At 60.6% G+C, this 16599-nt stretch carries 16 protein-coding genes and 1 riboswitch; of the genes, 14 read left to right on the forward strand and 2 right to left on the reverse strand.

Going from position 1 to position 16599, the window contains the following annotated elements:
* The first annotated feature begins 100 nt into the window (after positions 1 to 100).
* From AC1DTN_RS07995 to AC1DTN_RS08010, 4 genes are all read left to right on the forward strand, one after another.
* Positions 101 to 751, forward strand: a complete 651-nt coding sequence (locus AC1DTN_RS07995) for a thiamine diphosphokinase (RefSeq protein WP_477920325.1) — start codon at positions 101 to 103, stop codon at positions 749 to 751.
* A gap of 3 nt (positions 752 to 754) precedes the next feature.
* The gene (locus AC1DTN_RS08000) at positions 755 to 2578 is read left to right on the forward strand and encodes an ABC-F family ATP-binding cassette domain-containing protein (protein WP_477920326.1); all 1824 of its coding nucleotides are present in this window, start codon (positions 755 to 757) and stop codon (positions 2576 to 2578) included.
* Between the two features lie 104 nt (positions 2579 to 2682).
* On the forward strand, positions 2683 to 3081 hold the full coding sequence (locus AC1DTN_RS08005; RefSeq protein WP_477920327.1) for a VOC family protein: 399 nt from the start codon (positions 2683 to 2685) through the stop codon (positions 3079 to 3081).
* A gap of 161 nt (positions 3082 to 3242) precedes the next feature.
* A complete protein-coding gene (locus AC1DTN_RS08010) occupies positions 3243 to 3872 on the forward strand; it encodes a hypothetical protein (protein WP_477920329.1) in 630 nt (209 codons plus the stop codon).
* Between the two features lie 53 nt (positions 3873 to 3925).
* On the opposite strand, the gene AC1DTN_RS08015 is transcribed toward AC1DTN_RS08010, so the two are convergent.
* The gene (locus AC1DTN_RS08015) at positions 3926 to 5767 is read right to left on the reverse strand and encodes an ABC transporter ATP-binding protein/permease (RefSeq protein WP_477920330.1); all 1842 of its coding nucleotides are present in this window, start codon (positions 5765 to 5767) and stop codon (positions 3926 to 3928) included.
* A 147-nt stretch (positions 5768 to 5914) separates the two neighbouring features.
* Positions 5915 to 5992: riboswitch (SAM riboswitch) on the forward strand.
* Between the two features lie 47 nt (positions 5993 to 6039).
* On the opposite strand from AC1DTN_RS08015, the gene metA reads away from it, so the two are divergent.
* From metA to AC1DTN_RS08045, 6 genes are all read left to right on the forward strand, one after another.
* On the forward strand, positions 6040 to 6963 hold the full coding sequence (metA, locus tag AC1DTN_RS08020; RefSeq protein WP_310385199.1) for a homoserine O-acetyltransferase MetA: 924 nt from the start codon (positions 6040 to 6042) through the stop codon (positions 6961 to 6963).
* Positions 6964 to 7103: 140 nt separating this feature from the next.
* Entirely contained in the window at positions 7104 to 8126 is a 1023-nt protein-coding gene (locus AC1DTN_RS08025) for an aldose epimerase family protein (protein ID WP_477920331.1), read from the forward strand.
* 117 nt (positions 8127 to 8243) lie between these two features.
* On the forward strand, positions 8244 to 9017 hold the full coding sequence (locus AC1DTN_RS08030) for a GntR family transcriptional regulator (RefSeq protein WP_310385194.1): 774 nt from the start codon (positions 8244 to 8246) through the stop codon (positions 9015 to 9017).
* A complete protein-coding gene (locus AC1DTN_RS08035) occupies positions 9014 to 10045 on the forward strand; it encodes an SIS domain-containing protein (protein ID WP_310385192.1) in 1032 nt (343 codons plus the stop codon). Before AC1DTN_RS08030 ends, AC1DTN_RS08035 begins: the two co-directional genes overlap by 4 nt.
* On the forward strand, positions 10045 to 11196 hold the full coding sequence (gene nagA / locus AC1DTN_RS08040) for an N-acetylglucosamine-6-phosphate deacetylase (RefSeq protein WP_477920332.1): 1152 nt from the start codon (positions 10045 to 10047) through the stop codon (positions 11194 to 11196). Before AC1DTN_RS08035 ends, nagA begins: the two co-directional genes overlap by 1 nt.
* A 13-nt stretch (positions 11197 to 11209) precedes the next feature.
* Positions 11210 to 11938, forward strand: coding sequence for an SIS domain-containing protein (locus tag AC1DTN_RS08045; protein ID WP_477920333.1), 729 nt, complete (start codon positions 11210 to 11212; stop codon positions 11936 to 11938).
* A gap of 129 nt (positions 11939 to 12067) precedes the next feature.
* On the opposite strand, the gene efp is transcribed toward AC1DTN_RS08045, so the two are convergent.
* Positions 12068 to 12637, reverse strand: coding sequence for an elongation factor P (efp, locus tag AC1DTN_RS08050; protein ID WP_037101953.1), 570 nt, complete (start codon positions 12635 to 12637; stop codon positions 12068 to 12070).
* Positions 12638 to 12787: 150 nt separating this feature from the next.
* Between efp and epmA the strand changes: the two genes are divergently transcribed.
* The 4 genes from epmA to AC1DTN_RS08070 all read left to right on the forward strand — a co-directional run bounded on the left by epmA (position 12788) and on the right by AC1DTN_RS08070 (position 16598).
* Entirely contained in the window at positions 12788 to 13852 is a 1065-nt protein-coding gene (gene epmA, locus AC1DTN_RS08055; RefSeq protein ID WP_439016841.1) for an EF-P lysine aminoacylase EpmA, read from the forward strand.
* On the forward strand, positions 13849 to 14901 hold the full coding sequence (locus AC1DTN_RS08060; protein ID WP_477920335.1) for a lysine-2,3-aminomutase-like protein: 1053 nt from the start codon (positions 13849 to 13851) through the stop codon (positions 14899 to 14901). Before epmA ends, AC1DTN_RS08060 begins: the two co-directional genes overlap by 4 nt.
* Before the next feature lie 264 nt (positions 14902 to 15165).
* Positions 15166 to 15417, forward strand: a complete 252-nt coding sequence (locus tag AC1DTN_RS08065; RefSeq protein ID WP_112564399.1) for an acyl carrier protein — start codon at positions 15166 to 15168, stop codon at positions 15415 to 15417.
* On the forward strand, positions 15417 to 16598 hold the full coding sequence (locus tag AC1DTN_RS08070) for an acyl-CoA dehydrogenase family protein (protein WP_477920336.1): 1182 nt from the start codon (positions 15417 to 15419) through the stop codon (positions 16596 to 16598). The genes AC1DTN_RS08065 and AC1DTN_RS08070 overlap by 1 nt, the downstream gene beginning before the upstream one ends.
* Position 16599 lies beyond the last annotated feature (1 nt).

Consider the following 16599-nt stretch of genomic DNA (forward strand, 5'->3'; position numbering starts at 1 on the left):
AAACGGCTGCACGCTTTTGCGGGAATTGCTTTGAGGGAAAGGCACCGGATCTGCGGCGCCTCTTCCCCTTCACCCCCCGTTTGCGCTATGGGCAATGCCCATGAGCCAATCCACCTTCACCATCCTGCTCGGCGGGGCACTCAGCCTGACGGATCGTCTGCGCGACGCCGTGCGGGAAAGCCGGTTTATTGCGGCCGACGGCGGCATGCGCCATGCGGCGGCCCTGGGCGTTGTGCCGGAACTGTGGGTTGGCGATTTCGATTCCACGCCGCCCGATCTCGACGGCGCTTTTCCCGATGTGCCACGCCAGCCCTATCCAGCCGCAAAGGCTGCGACGGATGGTGAAATTGCCGTTTCCGAGGCGATCGAACGTGGTGCCAAACGCCTGATCCTTGCGGGTGCGTTGGGCGGTGAACGGTCCGACCACGCCTTGCAGCATCTGCTCTACGCCGTGGAGTTGGCGGAGGAAGGCTTCGACATGCTGCTGACCTCGGGCAGTGAGGAGGCCGTGCCTTTGCTTCCTGGCTCGCTGGAGATCGATCTTCCGCCGGGCAGCCTGTTCTCCGTGCCAGGCTTCAGCGAGCTGCGCGGCCTGTTCATCGAAAATGCCCGCTATCCGCTCGCCGACTTCCATTTGCCCTTCGGCTCGTCGCGCACCATTTCCAATGTGGCGGAAGGCCCCGTGCGCTTCTCGCTTGCCAGCGGCAGGGCCATCGTGCTCGCGCGGCCCTATGATCTTTCCGGAGTCTGATACTTGGCGCCTCCCATTCTGAAACTCGACGATATCTTCCTGAGCTTCGGCGGTGCACCGCTTCTGGCGGGGGCTGCCCTGCAGGTGGAGTCCGGCGACAAGATCTGTCTCGTGGGCCGCAACGGCTCGGGCAAATCGACGCTTCTGAAGATCGCCGCCGGCCTGGTCGACGCGCAGTCAGGTGAGGTCTTCCGCCATCCAGCGTCAACGGTGCGCTATCTGGAGCAGGCGCCGGATTTTGCCGACTTCCAGACCGTGCAGGCCTATGCCGAAGCCGGTCTCGGGCCGGGCGACGATCCCTATCGTGTCAGCTACCTGCTCTCGCATCTCGGGCTGACCGGCGAGGAAAATCCTAAGAACCTTTCTGGCGGCGAAGCGCGCCGCGCAGCACTTGCGCGCGTACTGGCGCCGGAGCCCGACATCCTGCTGCTCGACGAGCCAACCAACCATCTCGACCTGCCGACCATCGAGTGGCTGGAAGGCGAATTGCAGAAGACGCGCAGTGCGCTGGTGCTGATCTCGCACGACCGCCGCTTCCTCGAAAAGGTCTCGACGGCCACCATCTGGCTCGACCGCGGCACGTCTCGCCGGCTCGACAAGGGCTTTGCGTTTTTCGAGGCGTGGCGGGACCAGGTGCTGGAGGCAGAGGAGCTGGAGCAGCACAAGCTCGGCAAGGCGATCGAGCGGGAAGAACACTGGCTGCGCTATGGCGTGACGGCACGACGCAAGCGCAACATGCGCCGGCTCGGGGAGCTGCAGACGATGCGTTCGCAGTATCGTGGCCACAAAGGACCGCAGGGAACCGTGCAGGCAAGCGCTTCCGATGCGCAGGAATCCGGCAAGCTAGTGATCGAGGCCGACAAGATCACCAAGAGCTATGACGACCGGCCGATCGTCGCGCCGTTCTCGATCCGCGTGCATCGCGGCGATTGCATCGGTCTCGTCGGCCCGAACGGTGCCGGCAAGACGACGCTTTTGAAGATGCTAACCGGCCAGCTTGCGCCCGACAGCGGTACGGTGAAGCTCGGCACCAATCTTGATATCGCGACCCTCGACCAGAAGCGTGAGGATCTAAACCTCGACGATACGCTTGCCAACTACCTGACGGATGGGCGTGGCGAGAACCTGCTGGTCAATGGCGAGCAGCGGCATGTGACCGGCTACATGAAGGAATTCCTGTTCCAGCCGGAGCAGGCGCGCACGCCGATCAAGAACCTCTCCGGCGGCGAACGCGCCCGGCTGATGCTGGCGCGCATCCTGTCGCGGCCGACGAACCTGCTCATCCTCGACGAGCCGACCAACGATCTCGACATCGAGACGCTGGACCTCTTGCAGGAGATCGTCACGGGTTTTGCCGGCACCGTCATCCTCGTTAGCCACGATCGCGACTTCCTCGACCGGACTGTGACCTCGACGATTGCGCCGGCCAATCCAGAAGCGCCGGACGGGCGCTGGATCGAATATGCCGGCGGCTATTCCGACATGCTGGCACAGCGCAAGGGTGCAGCCGAGGAACGCCGCAGGGCCGAGAAGGCGGCGGAAAAGCCTAAGGCGCAGGAGACGGCTGCTGCTGCACCCTCTGCCTCGAAGGCCAAGCTCTCCTACAAGCAGAAATTCGCACTCGAAAACCTGCCGAAAGAAATGGCCAAGGCAGAGGCGGAGATCGGCAAGCGTGAGGAGAAGATGGCCGATCCGAACCTCTTCACCAAGGACCCGGCAACCTTCAACCGGCTGGCATCCGAGATGGAGAAACTGCGCGAAAGCCTGATCAAGATGGAAGAGGAATGGCTGGAACTCGAAATGCTGCGCGAGGAGCTGGAAGGCTGATCCGATAAAAATTTCCTGAAATGTCGGATCGGGTGGTTTTTCTCCGTCCTTGGGCCGAACGTGATCAACGGCATGGTGCCGCCACGTCATTAGGGAGATTTTTCATGCGCATGATTTTCGTGAACCTGCCGGTCAAGGACCTCGTCAAGTCGAAGGAATTCTTCTCGGCGCTCGGCTTTTCCTACAATCCGAATTTTACCACCGACGATGCTGCCTGCATGATTGTCGAGGAAAACATCTATGTGATGCTGCTGACCCACGGTCATTTCCAGCAGTTCATCGAGGGCGATATCGCCGATACGACGAAGGGCAAGGAAGTGCTGACCTGCCTTTCGGCCGGTAGCCGCGACGAGGTGGATGATTACCTCAGGAAAGCGCTGGCAGTGGGCGGCAAGCCCTGGAAGCCGATCCTCGATATGGGGCCGATGTATGGATGCAGCTTCCAGGACCTCGACGGCCATGTCTGGGAAATCATGTACATGGACATGTCTGCTGCCGGTTGAGCCGGCCTTTTCAAAGGTCTTTCGCGGACTCCGGGGTCTGGAACCGGATTGTCGGGGTCCGCTTTCCTCACTTTTCCTTGATTCGCCCGCGCCGCGTCATGCGGCATAGAGTGCCGCTCAGCTGGGGATCGTGCCGATCAATGGCGACAAGGAAGAGTTACATGTCTTGCAAATCCAATACCAGAATATTGACGGCGCTTGCCGCCAGCGGCTTCGTCGTGCTTAGCCTTTCGCAGGCGGCGATTGCTCAGGAAAACCAGCGCGTGCGCGTTCGTGGCACGATCGAGAGTCTCAACGGCGACACGCTAACCGTCAAGACCCGCGAGGGCAGCGATGCGACGGTGGCGCTCAAGTCCGGCTGGAAGGTCTCGGGTATCAGGAATGCTTCTGTCGATGATATCAAGGTCGGCGATTTCGTTGGTGTCGCCTCCTTGCCGAAGGGCACAGGTCCCGATGGCGCGATCGAGGTGCTGATCTTCCCGGCCGCGATGAAGGGCACCGGCGAAGGCAGCCGTCCGTGGGACGTGCAGCCGAATAGCTCGATGACCAATGCGACCGTCAGCAATGCGGTCAAGGCTGTCGACGGCCACACGATCACGCTCACCTATCAGGGCAAGGAGAAGACCATCTCGATTGCCGAGGGCACGCCGATCGTCACCTTTGCGCCGGCAACGAAAGATGATCTGAAGCCGGGTGCCGGCGTTATCGTCATGGCGGAAAGGGCAGCCGACGGCAGCATTTCGGCCGCGCAGGTCGCCGTCGGCATCAACGGCGTGATGCCGCCGATGTAGGCTCTCCTGGAGTAATTCCAGCCAAACCGCTGTATTTCTTCTATTGGAATTGATCAGAGCGCCGGGGCAGGAGCTGCCGCGGCGCTTGATCCTGCGACGGATGCTGCCGGTTCTTCATCGGGTTTCGAAGGCAGCGCCAGCAGATGCAGTATGCGCGGATGCAGCGCTTCCAGATAGGTCTCCGAGCGGCCGATATAGATCATGCCGGTGTCCGGCATCGTGGTAAGCAGCTTCGTCATAGTGCGCTGCCATTCCGGCTCCATGCCTTCGAGCACTTCGTCGAAAACGGCCCAGCGCGGCTTGACGAGGAGCAGGCGGGCAAAGCCGATTGCCTTCTGTTCATCGGCATCGAGAAGTTTGTCCCAGCGCGCGCGGCTATCGAGGCGGGCGACCAGCGAATGCAAGCCGGCAGCCTCAAGCGCGGCTTCGATGGCCGCGGTGTCATAGGCTTCGGGTTTTTGGGGGAATGCGATCGCCTCCCGCAGCGTTCCACCCGGCACATAGGCAACCTGGGGGATGAACAGGATGTCGTCAATCGGCGGCAGGCCTATTGTGCCTTTGCCGCAGGGCCAGAGGCCGGCCATGGCCTGGAAGAGCAGGCGGCGGTTCACGCTGTGATCGCCGTTGATCATGACCTTTTCGCCGGCCCTGATCGTCACATCCGTTTCGCGCATCTGGAAGCCGCCGCAATCGTCGATATCCTCGCCAAGCTTGGCAACGATGACGATATCCTTCAGCGTCAGCCTGTCGGGCGCGGTTTCCTCGTAGACGATTGCGTCCTTCAAATCGAAGTCATCATCCATCTCCTGAAGCGCCTGGCGGAAATCGGTGACGCGCATCAGCGTGGCGCGCCATTCGGCAATCGGGCCGAAGTTGGCGACATACCAGCGCAGCGCCGTATTGACCTGGTTGAAGGCGCCGACCGACATCATCAGCTGACCGAATGTGAGGCCGCCGGAGAAATAGGCGGGGGCTGCAACAATGATCGGGATAACGATAACCAGCCAGCCATAACCCGCCGAGACCCAAGTCAGGTTGGTATTGGCCATGGCGAGCCGCTTGATGACGGTAAGGACGTTGCTGATATCGCCGTTGATGCGTTTGCGCTCGTTCTCTTCGCCACGCGCCACTGTTATCGCCGGCATATTCTCGTTGGCATGCATCAGCGCAAAGCGCAGTTCGGCTTCCTTCGAGAATCGGTCGGCATTGAGCTTGACGAGCTTGCGGCCAACGACCTGGCTCAATAGCGAGGCCGATGCGGCGTAGAAGATCGCCGCCCAGACCATGTAGCCGGGGATGGTGAAGCTGTGGCCGCTGATATGGAAGATGAAGCCGCTCGAAAGCTCCCACAAGACGCCGATGAAGCTGACGAGCAGAATGGTCGATTGCAGGAGGCCGAGAGCAAGGTTGGTGGTGCTTTCGGCAAGATTGCGGGAATCTTCGTGAAGGCGCTGGTCCGGGTTAACGCCGAGGATGCCGATGGTGGAGAGCTTGAGGGCGCGCTTGCGCTCCAGCCACTGATCGACGAGATCGCGTGAGAGGCCTTCGCGCATGTAGAGGGCCGTCATCTGGTTCAGCCATGCCTGCAGCACGTTGAGCAGCAACAGCGCACCGGCGATCATCGCGAAGACTTCGAGCTGGCGGAAGAACTCGCCGAGATCACGACGCTCGAGGGAATCGTAGAAAGGGGCGTTCCATTCGTTGAGGATCACCTGTCCATAGGCGGTCATCAGGATGATGACGACAAGCAGGATCGCAAGTCCCACGACCTTGCCGCGAACCTGCGAATTCCAGAATGCGGAGAACATCACTCCAAGCCGATATGTCAGGCTGAGATCATACCCCACCCGGTCCTGACTCTGGATGCCCTTCCCCCCTTTGACGTCATTTTTCATTATTTTTTCCAAAATCGCCCATCACACCATTAATAACATGGGGGCGTTACTGGTCCATCAACAGATTCCACCACCCATAAAGAAAGCGTGATGGCTTGTGCAGCTGTCTCTATTGACAGTTGATTCGCAGCGCGACTGGCGCTAATTAAGATAACTCGTGGTGATTTGGCCGGCCGGCTTGCAGCCACGTTAAATAAATCGCTAAAGGGCCGCGTGCGGACCGGTAGCGATTCTTTCGCCGCCGGTTTTTTATTTTGATCGAGTTGACCGCAATGCCCATCAAGATCCCCGATACGCTGCCCGCCTTCGAAACCCTCGTGAACGAGGGCGTGCGGGTGATGACCGAAACGGTGGCGATCCGCCAGGATATCCGCCCCTTGCACATCGGGCTGCTCAACCTCATGCCGAACAAGATCAAGACCGAGGTGCAGATGGCGCGCCTGGTGGGCGCTTCGCCGCTGCAGGTAGAACTCTCGCTGATCCGTGTCGGCAACCACAAGGCCAAGAACACTTCTGAAGAACATCTGCTCGCCTTCTACCAGACCTGGGAGGAAGTGAAGCACCGTAAATTTGACGGCTTCATCATCACGGGCGCGCCGATCGAGACGCTGCCTTACGAGGACGTTACCTATTGGAAGGAAATGCAGCAGATTTTCGACTGGACGCAGACAAACGTCCATTCGACCATGAATGTCTGCTGGGGTGCGATGGCGGGGATTTATCATTTCCACGGTGTGCCGAAATATGAACTGAAGGAAAAGGCCTTCGGCGTTTACCGCCACCGTAATCTCAAGCCCTCTTCCGTTTATCTCAACGGTTTCTCTGATAATTTCGAGGTTCCGGTGTCGCGCTGGACCGAGGTGCGCCGGGCCGACATCGAGAAGGTCGACGGCCTCGAGATCCTAATGGAATCGAGCGAGATGGGCGTGTGTCTCGTCCACGAGCCGAAGGGTCGGCGGCTTTATATCTTCAATCACGTCGAATATGATTCCACGTCTCTTTCGGACGAATATTTCCGCGACGTGAATGCTGGCGTACCGATCAAGATGCCGCACAACTACTTCCCGCATAACGATCCGGCGCTCGCGCCGCAGAACCGCTGGCGCAGCCATGCGCATCTGCTTTTCGGCAACTGGATCAATGAGATCTACCAGACAACGCCCTACGATATCGAAGAGATCGGCTCGGACATCTGAGCGTCACCGGTCCAGTTTAGAAATGATGCCGTCGCATTTCTGCGACGGTATTTTGTTTTCCGGCCCTGCCCGGTTGCGGTTTGCGGCGAATGGGGGCAGGTTCCGGTTCCAGAATTCTAGGGATGGAGTGAGCGTCAATCATGACGGACAAGTTGGAACGGGAAGTTTTCGGACAGACGAAGGACGGGGAGACCGTCCATCGCGTCGTCATCCGCGGCGGCGGACTGACGGTCAAGGTATTGAGCTGGGGCGCAGTAATCCAGGATATCAGCCTCGAGGGCCATAATGCCCCGCTGGTGCTCGGCTTCGAGGATTTAGGCAGCTACCTCGCGCATTCGCCTTTCTTCGGCGCGACACCGGGACGCTGTGCCAACCGCATCGGCGACGGCAAGTTCACGCTCGACGGCAAGGACTACCAGCTCGAACTGAACGAGAAGGGTGTCACGCATCTTCATGGCGGCAGTAACAATATCGGTACACTCGTTTGGACGATCGTCGAGCACGAGACCGACCGTGTCGTGCTGAAGATCGTCGATCCCGATGGCCGCGCCGGTTATCCCGGCAACTGCACGATCCAGGCGACCTATCGCGTGCATGGCAATGGCGAGCTTTCCGTCAACTACGAGACGACGACGGACCAGCCGACGATCGCCAATGTCTGCCAGCACTCCTATTTCAATCTCGATGGCCGGGAGGATGCGCTGGCGCACGACATCATGATCGCTGCCGACCACTATCTGCCGACCAATGAGAAGCAGATACCGACCGGCGAGATCCGCTCTATCGAAGGCACCGCGTTCGATTTCCGCGCGATGGCGCCGATGAAGCGTTTCGCCGGTCAGGAGCAGGCGCTCTACGATCATAATTTTTGCTTCTCGAGCGAGCGCACGGCCAAGCGCTCCGTCGTACTTGCCCGCAGCCTGCATTCCGGCGTCTCGCTGGAAGTGCGCACGACCGAGCCTGGCGTACAGTTCTATGCCGGCTTCAAGCTAGGCGTGCCGGTGCCGGGTCTCGGTGGCCGCAAGTATGCGCCATTCGCAGGCTTCTGCCTGGAAACGCAGATCTGGCCCGACGCCATCAATCACGCGGATTTTCCGAACGCGGTTCTGCGTCCAGGGGAGGTGCTGCGGCAGGAAACGGATTACATCTTCACGAAGAACTGAGATCACCCATCCTGTCAGGATGAATGAAAACCCTCGCGGTGTCCCGCGAGGGTTTTTCTTTTTGGTGAAGCGAATCCGACTTGCCGATTGGTTCTAAATAGGTTCTATTATGCGTCCATGGATAGAACCAGTCTGATAGCGGAACTGAATGGTCGTGGGCTGCGCGATGAGGCGGCAACGGGGCCGCTTTACAAGCGGCTGGCGCAGGCGCTCACGGGCCTCATTCAGGAAGGTCTGCTGAAGCCCGGAACCGCGCTGCCCGGCGAGCGCGATCTGGCGGAAGCCCTGAAGCTTGGCCGCGTGACGGTTCGGACAGCCTATCGCGATCTTATGACATCGGGTGCGCTGGAATCTCGCCACGGCAGCGGCACCTTCGTTTCCAGCAAGGTGGAGCGCATGGAGCAGTCGCTCTGGCGGCTTTCCTCCTTCTCGGCGGACATGCGCTCGCGCGGGCGCTCGCCGGCGGCGAAGATCCTGTCGCGTACCATCAACAATCCGTCTCCCGAAGAATCCTTCCTGCTCGGCCTCGGTGTCGATGAGCCCGTGCTGCGGCTCGACCGCCTTCGTCTGGCTGACGGGCTGCCCCTCGCCATCGAACGCGCGGTCGTGCCGGTCAAGTTTCTCGGCGAGGATGCCGGCGGAGAAGGCTCGCTCTATGATGCGCTCGCCCAGAGCGGCCACAAGCCGGTACGCGCCATGCAGCGGCTGACCGCCGTCACGCTCGATCCTTCATCGGCGGCTATCCTCGATGTCAAGGCCGGTGCGCCGGCGCTTCTGATCGAACGCGTTTCACGCCTGGAAGACCAGCGCGTCGTTGAATACACCCGCTCGCATTATCGTGGTGACGCCTATGATTTCGTCGCCGAACTGAGAATTGGAGATGACCTATGAGTGAGAACCAGTCGTTGATGCTGCAGGAGGCGGGCCAGTCGCCTGAAGTGGTCGCTACCCTGCTCGAAAAAGAAAAGCCGGTCTTCGCAGAAATCGCTCGGCTGTTCTCGTCCGCCCGCCCGAGCGTCGTCACGACAGCGGCGCGCGGCTCTTCCGACCATGCTGCGACCTTCTTCAAATATCTGTTCGAGATTACCTGCGGCGTGCCGGTCGCCTCGATTGGGCCGTCTATTGCTTCCGTTTATGGTGCCTCCCTGCATCTGAAGGGCGGCATCCATTTCACCGTTTCACAGTCGGGCGCGAGCCCTGACATCGTTGCGCTGCAGGAAGCGGCCAAGAAGGGCGGGGCGACGACGATTGCCGTCGTCAACGTCACTGACAGCCCGCTCGCCAAGCAGGCCGATCTCGTTCTTGGCCTCAATGCCGGTGCTGAAAAGAGCGTTGCGGCGACCAAATCCTTCATCGCGTCTGTTGCCGCCCTCGCTGGCGTGACGGCTGCGATCAGCGGCAAGGCCGACCTGCAGGCGGCGCTCGAGAAGCTTCCGGCCGCTCTTTCCGCGACGTCCGGCATCGAAACCAAGGCAGCCGAGGATGTGCTGTTCAATGCCGCCTCGCTTTATACCGGCGGCCGCGGCACGGCTTTCGCCATCGCTCTTGAGGCGGCCCTGAAGGCCAAGGAGACAGCTGGTCTTCACGCCGAGGCCTTCTCTCTTGCGGAACTGATGCACGGCCCGATGCGCCTCGTACAGCCGGGCTTCCCGATCATCGGTTTCGTGCCTGAAGATGCCGCCTACGACAACAATGTAAAGGCACTGGAGCGCCTGCAAAAGCTTGGCGCTACCACCGTGCCCTTCTCGACGAAGCCGCTCGCCGGCGTCAATCTGCAGGTTCCGACGACCGGCAACGGTCTCGTCGATCCCCTGGTTTCGCTGCTCGTCTACTATCGCCTGATCGAGTCCGTCACCCGTCGGAAGGGCTTCGATCCGGACAAGCCGGCCAACCTTCTCAAGGTGACGGAGACCGTCTGATGACCCGCAAGATCTTCACCGGCGCGCGTATCTTCGATGGCGAACGTTTCCATGACGAACGGGCGCTGATCGTCAAGGACGGACGCGTCGAGACGATCGTCGGCCCGAATGATCTGCCCGAGGGCGAGGTCGTGACACTGGCAGGCGGCGTGCTGTCTGCCGGTTTCATCGATGCGCAGGTCAATGGCGGTGGCGGCCGCATGCTGAACGACGAGCCGTCGCCGGGTTCGATGTACATGATCGCGGACGGGCATCGGCCGTATGGAACGACGGCGCTGCTGCCGACGCTGATTACCGATACGGCAGAAGCGACGACCGCCGCGATCGAGGCGGCGAAAGTTGCGGTGAAGACCAACCGTGGTGTTGCCGGCCTGCATCTGGAAGGTCCGCATCTGGCGCCGGCGCGCAAGGGTGCACATCTCGCCGAGCTGATGCGTCCGGTCGAGGACAAGGACGTCAAGGGCTTTATCGCCGCGCGCGAGGCGATCGGCACGCTGCTCGTCACCATGGCGGCGGAACAGGTGGCAGTTTCGCAGGTGCGCGAACTGAGCGAAGCGGGCGTCATCGTCAGTATCGGCCATTCCGACAGCACCAGTGAGGCGGCGGAAGCCCGCTTCGATGCCGGGGCTCGCGGTGTGACGCATCTCTTTAACGCCATGAGCCAGCTGGCGCACCGCGCGCCGGGGCTCGTTGGTGCGGCGATCGATCATCCGGCGGTCTGGTGCGGTATCATCGCCGACGGCCATCATGTCGATCCGAAGGCGCTGCGCACGGCGCTGCGTGCCAAGCGGGGCGAGGGCAAGCTTTTCTTTGTGACCGACGCCATGTCGCTGGTCGGCTCGCAGATGGATACGTTCACGCTGAACGGCCGCACCGTGCGGCGCGAAAGGGGCGGCTTCTGTTCGAAACTGGTCCTTTCGGACGGCACGCTAGCGGGCTCGGATGTCGACATGGCTTCAACGATCCGCTACGGCGTCACCTATCTGGAGCTGACGCTTGCCGAGGCACTCAGGATGGCGACCCTCTATCCGGCGCGTTTCCTTCGGCTTGCCGATCGCGGCCACCTTTCGCCAGGCGCGCGCGCCGATCTCGTGCATTTCACCGATGCGATCGAAGTGACGGCGACCTGGCTAAACGGCGAAGCAGCTTGAAGGAGAGCGGCGGATGAGTGACATCACGGACGCCTATTTCTCCAATCTGATCGGCCGGCTGGAAGAGTTGAAGCGGGCACTGGCCGAACCAATGGCGCAGGCCGCCGCCGCGATCCTTGAGGCTGCCCATGGCGACAAGCGTGTCTATGTCTTCGGCACCGGCCATTCGCATATGCTGGCGGAAGAGGTGCATTACCGTGCCGGCGGGCTTGCCTTTACGGTGCCCGTTCTCGTCGGCTCGGCCATGCTGCATGAGGGTGCGGTCATCAGCTCGGTCTATGAGCGCACACAGGGCCTGGTGCGGCCAATGCTGGAGCGTTACGGCATGCAGCCGGGCGATGTCATCATCATCGCCTCCAATTCAGGCGTGAATGCCGCGCCGATCGAGGCGGCCGACTATGCACGCGAAATTGGCGCCAAGGTCATCGCCATCACCTCGATCGCCTATTCGACGGCGATCGCCAATGGGCGCCGGCGGCTTGCCGATGTGGCCGACGTGGTGCTGGATAATGGGCTGCCGCCGGGTGATGCCGTTCTTGATCTCGATGGCACGGGCCTTCGGGTCGGGCCGGTATCGACGGCTGTGGGCGTCACCATCATCAATGCTATCTTTGCGGATGTCGCCTCCGAGCTTTCGAAATCGGGCGATGCGCCTGTTTACCTCAGCGCCAACATGCCGGGCGCTGCAGAAATCAATCAGAAGCTGGTGAAGAAATACCGGCCGCGTAACCCGCATCTCTGAGCAGGAGGCCGGCGTTTTTGCCGGTCTTTGTCTATCGGCGCTGCCGGAAGCGAATGAGTATTTCCGATCAAATGAAAACGGCCCGAAGCGGTTGCTTCAGGCYGTCCGAATGTCTGGAAACTGATGCAATCAGTTCTTGGCGCGCTCGACGTAGGAATTGTCTTCCGTTGCAATGACGACGCGGGTGCCGGCATCGATATGCGGCGGAACCAAAGTGCGGATGCCATTCGACAGGATCGCCGGCTTGTATGAGGAGGATGCCGTCTGGCCCTTCACGACCGGTTCGGTCTCAACGATCTCGAGGGTGACGTGGCGCGGCAGTTCGAGCGCCAGCGGAATACCTTCGTGGATCGACAGGATGCAGGTCATGCCTTCCTGGAGGAAGGCCTTCTGGTCGCCCATGGTGTCAACGTCGACGACGACCTGATCATAGGTGGCCGGGTTCATGAAGTGGAAGCCTTCGCCGTCTTCATAAAGGTACTGGAAGTTCACATCTTCGACGAAGGCGCGCTCGACCTGCTCGGTGGTGCGCCAACGCTCGGAAACCTTCACGCCGTCAACGATGCGGCGCATGTCGACCTGGGTAACCGGCGTGCCCTTGCCCGGGTGGAAATTCTGAGCCGTGAGAACGACGTAGAGCTTGCCGTCGACATCGAGAACGTTGCCCTTGCGGACCGAAGAGGCGATGACCTTGACCATAAGACTTCCTTGTAAGTCAGCTTTCGGCGTCGTAGAGGACAGTCAGAATGGCCCTGAAGACGCAAAATGTTTTTTCTTCGGGGCGGCACTAACCTAAAATCGCGTAAATAGCCACCCCATCCCGGCCGAATCCGGCAAGGAAAGCGTTGAATGAACCTCACGAGCGCCACAGCGTCTCCCTGGTGGACACCATCAGTGCATGCCGATCGCCGCCCGTTCCTTATCGGGCGTAACGCGATCCAGTCAGCGCTGCGAGGTTATTTCGCCCGTGAGGATTTCATCGAGGTCGATACTGCGACGCTGCAGGTGTCTCCGGGCAACGAGGCGCATCTGCATGCCTTTGCGACGCAAGCGCTGACGACGGACGGACAGGCTGCGCCCTTCTACCTGCACACGTCGCCGGAATTTGCCTGCAAGAAGCTTTTGGCCGCCGGTGAAGAACGCATCGCCTGCTTTGCGCATGTCTATCGCAACCGCGAGCGCGGGCCGCTGCATCATCCTGAGTTCACAATGCTCGAATGGTATCGGGCGGGCGAGAGCTATGAGAGCCTGATGATGGATTGCGTGCGTATGCTGGCGCTCGCTGCCGAAACGGTGAAGACCGCAACGCTTACCTATCGCGGCGCTGAGTGCGATCCCTTCGCCGGGCCGGAGCGCATCAGCGTTGCAGAAGCGTTCGGTCGCCATGCCGGCATCGATCTTCTGGCGTCTGTATCTGCTGACGGCTCGACCGAACGCGAGCATCTTGCCGCGGAAATGCGGCGGGTCGGCATGCGCGTTGCCGATGACGATCATTGGGCTGATCTCTTCAGTCGGGTGCTGGTGGAGAAGGTCGAGCCTTATCTCGGCTTTGGCCGTGTCACCATTCTCGACGAATATCCTGTTTCAGAAGCGGCTCTTGCGCGGCCTTCGGCGCGCGATCCGCGCGTAGCGGAGCGCTTCGAGTTCTATGCGTGCGGGGTCGAGCTTGCCAACGGCTTTGGCGAACTTACAAATGCCGCCGAGCAGCGGCGCCGTTTCGAGATCGAGATGGCGGAGAAGATGCGGGTCTATGGCGAGACCTATCCGCTCGACGAGGATTTTCTGGCGGCGCTGGCGGTCATGCCGGAAGCGAGCGGCATCGCGCTCGGCTTCGACCGGTTGGTGATGCTGGCGACAGGTGCATCGCGGATCGATCAGGTGCTCTGGGCGCCGGTCGCGGAGTACGGCCGATGAATGTCATGCGTCCGATCAAGAGCGTCGACGATCTCGTCAGGGCGGGGCTGGTCGAGGACACGGAGCGACTGGCGCTCGATGAGGTCGCCGCGCGCTATGCCATCGCGCTGACACCTGCCATGGCAAGGTTGATCGATTATGCCGATCCGGCCGATCCGATTGCCCGGCAGTTCGTGCCCGATGTGGCGGAACTCGTTACCACGCCCGAGGAACGGGCCGACCCCATCGGGGACCATGCGCACAGCCCGGTCGAGGGCATCGTGCATCGCTATCCGGACCGCGTGCTGTTGAAGGCCGTGCATGTCTGCCCGGTCTATTGCCGCTTCTGCTTCCGGCGCGAGATGGTGGGGCCGCAGGGGCTCGGCATGCTCGATCCGGCGGCGCTGGCTGCAGCCGTCGACTATATCCGCGGGCATGGCGAGATCTGGGAAGTGATCCTGACCGGCGGCGATCCGCTGGTGCTTTCACCAAGGCGTCTCGGCGACATTCTAAGCGAGCTTGCCGAGATCGAGCATGTGAAGATCGTGCGCTTCCACACGCGCGTGCCCGTCGTCGATCCGCAGAAGATCGATGCGGAGCTGATTGCGGCGCTGAAAGCGAGTGGCAAGACTGTCTATGTCGCGCTTCACGCCAACCATCCGCGTGAGCTGACGACTGAAGCACGCGCCGCCTGCGCCCGGCTGGTGGATGCCGGCATCGTCATGGTCAGCCAGTCGGTGCTCCTGAAGGGCGTCAATGACGATCCCGACGTGCTGGCAGAACTTATGCGGGCCTTCGTCGAGACGCGCGTGAAACCTTATTATCTGCATCATCCGGACCTTGCGCCCGGCACCAGCCATTTCAGGCTGTCGATAGAAGAGGGGCAGAAGATCGTTGCCTCGCTTCGCGGCCGCATCTCCGGTCTCTGCCAGCCCACCTATATTCTCGATATTCCCGGTGGTTACGGCAAGGCCGTCATCGGCGAGAGCGCTGTGAAGGCGACCGGGGAGGGCTGCTACTCGGTGTCGGACTATCGCGGCGGCGAGCATTCCTATCCGCCTGCCGGTTAACGCAAAAGCGTGCTCCCGGCGTACCATTTCTGCACTCGATACAGCCGGGGCCATTTTCTGCCGGTCATCTCGGGCTACATCAAACTATTGATAGGAATGAAGTATTAGGCCGCAAGCGGGCATGATTTGTAAAATGCAAAGTATGAGTGATAGTCATATTTAACTAATTACATTAGCGGAATTTTCTGTTTTCCGCACTAAAAGCACTCCCATGAAAAGGCGATGAATGCCGGCTCAGGATCATGAAAATCTGGAGTTAATGGGATGAACAAGACAATCCGCGACCTCGTAGCCAAGTTCGGTAAGCTTCCTGTTCCTGTTGATCAGGTTGCCGACGATGCGGATCTCTACGCTGCGGGTCTGACGTCCTTCGCTTCGGTGCAGCTCATGCTTGGCATCGAAGAGGCATTCGACATTGAGTTTCCTGACAATCTCTTGAACCGCAAGTCCTTTGCAAGCATCTCGGCGATCGCCAAGACGGTCGATCTCATCCGGGATAGCCGAAAGGTCGCCTGATGAACTTCCCGGTCAAGATCACGGAAGACAGCCTGGTCGCAAGGGCTGCCCGCGTCGCAGAAATTGCGGCAAAACATGCGGATGCCGTCGATTTCGAAGGCCGGTTCCCGCATGAAGCCGTCAACGCGATGAAGACCGAGCGCCTGCTCGGCATCCAGATTCCCCGCCATCTCGGTGGCGAGGCCGCTTCCATCACCCAGATCGCCGAATTGTGCTCGATTCTTGGCCAGGCCTGCGCGGCAAGCGCGATGGTCTTCGCCATGCACCAGATCAAGCTTTCGAGCCTCGTCGAACATGGCGTCGACAGCGAATGGCATAGCGCCTTCATGCGCCGTATCGCCGCCGAACAGCTCCTGATCGCTTCCGCCACCACCGAAGGTGGGATCGGCGGCAATCTGCGCAACAGCATCTGCGCCATCGAAATCGACGGCGATATCTGCAGGCTGCAAAAGGATGCGACCGTCATTTCCTATGGCTCGCATGCCGATGCAATTCTCATCACCTCGCGCAGCCATCCGCAGGCCGCTTCTTCCGATCAGGTACTGACTGCCTTCCTTAGGGATCAGTACACGCTCGAAAAGACGCATATCTGGAACACGCTCGGCATGCGCGGTACCTGCTCCGACGGCTTCCTCTTCAAGGGTGAAGCGCCGGCCGCACAGATCCTGCCGAAGCCCTTCGCTGAAATCGCTGCGCAGTCGATGCTCGCCTCCTCGCACCTGCTCTGGAGCGGTGTCTGGTACGGCATCGCGGTCGATGCCGTTTCCCGCGCACAGGCTTTCGTGCGCGCTGCTGCCCGCAAGTCTCCCGACGCCACGCCGCCCGGCGCGCTTCGCCTCGCGGAGGTTTCCAACCTCCTGCAGATGGTGAAATCGAACGTCGTTGCCGGCCTCAAGGCCTATGAGGATGCCAAAACTGACGGCGACAAGCTCTCGTCGATGGGCTTTGCCGTGGCGATGAACAATGTGAAGATCGCCTCTTCGGAAACGATCCTGGAAATCGTCAATCACACCATGCTGATCTGCGGCATCATGGGCTACAAGAACGGTACGCCCTTCAGCCTCGGACGTCATCTGCGCGATGCCCATTCCGCACAGCTCATGATCTCGAACGACCGCATCCTCGGCAATACGTCGAGCATGCTTCTTGTCCATAAGCAGGACACTAGCCTACTGGGGTAAA

The organism is Rhizobium sp. 01T444 (assembly GCF_056398305.1).